The 611-nt window shown below is 60.7% G+C and carries 1 protein-coding gene and 1 pseudogene; both read left to right on the top strand.

Annotated features, from left to right (window positions below):
- Positions 1 to 101 (top strand): annotated as a pseudogene (locus tag NKG99_RS35840) (co-chaperone GroES); the annotation flags it as partial.
- A gap of 62 nt (positions 102 to 163) precedes the next feature.
- Positions 164 to 611 (top strand): TCP-1/cpn60 chaperonin family protein (locus NKG99_RS35835; protein WP_352874191.1); only part of this gene is annotated, 448 nt, incomplete at its 3' end.

Here is a 611-nt window from a genome sequence, read left to right as displayed (position 1 = left end):
ACCGCATCCTGTTCGGCAAGTGGTCGGGCACCGAAGTCAAGCTCAATGGCGAAGACCTTCTGATCATGAAGGAATCCGACATCATGGGCATCATCGGCTGATATCAGGCCTTTTCATCAACTGAATTCCCGGGCTCAATCAAAGCCCCTGCCAGGAGCTAAAAATGGCTGCCAAAGACGTAAAATTTTCCCGTGATGCCCGCGAGCGCATGCTGCGCGGCGTCAACATCCTCGCCGACGCGGTGAAGGTCACGCTCGGCCCCAAGGGCCGCAACGTCGTCATCGACAAGTCGTTCGGCGCGCCGCGCATCACCAAGGACGGCGTCACCGTCGCCAAGGAAATCGAGCTTGAAGACAAGTTCGAGAACATGGGCGCGCAGATGGTCCGCGAAGTTGCTTCGAAGACCAACGACATCGCCGGCGACGGCACCACGACCGCGACCGTTCTGGCGCAGTCGATCGTCCAGGAAGGCCACAAGGCCGTTGCCGCCGGCATGAACCCGATGGACCTGAAGCGCGGCATCGACCTGGCCGTGACCGAAGTCGTCGCGGCGCTCGGCAAGGCTGCCAAGAAGATCAAGACCTCCGAGGAAGTTGCCCAGGTCGGCACGA

It is taken from the genome of Mesorhizobium sp. M1409 (genome assembly GCF_040317535.1).
In the GTDB taxonomy this organism is placed as follows: Bacteria; Pseudomonadota; Alphaproteobacteria; order Rhizobiales; family Rhizobiaceae; genus Mesorhizobium.
The sequence above is the reverse complement of the archived record's forward strand: the minus strand, read 5'-3'. Positions and strand labels throughout refer to the sequence as shown.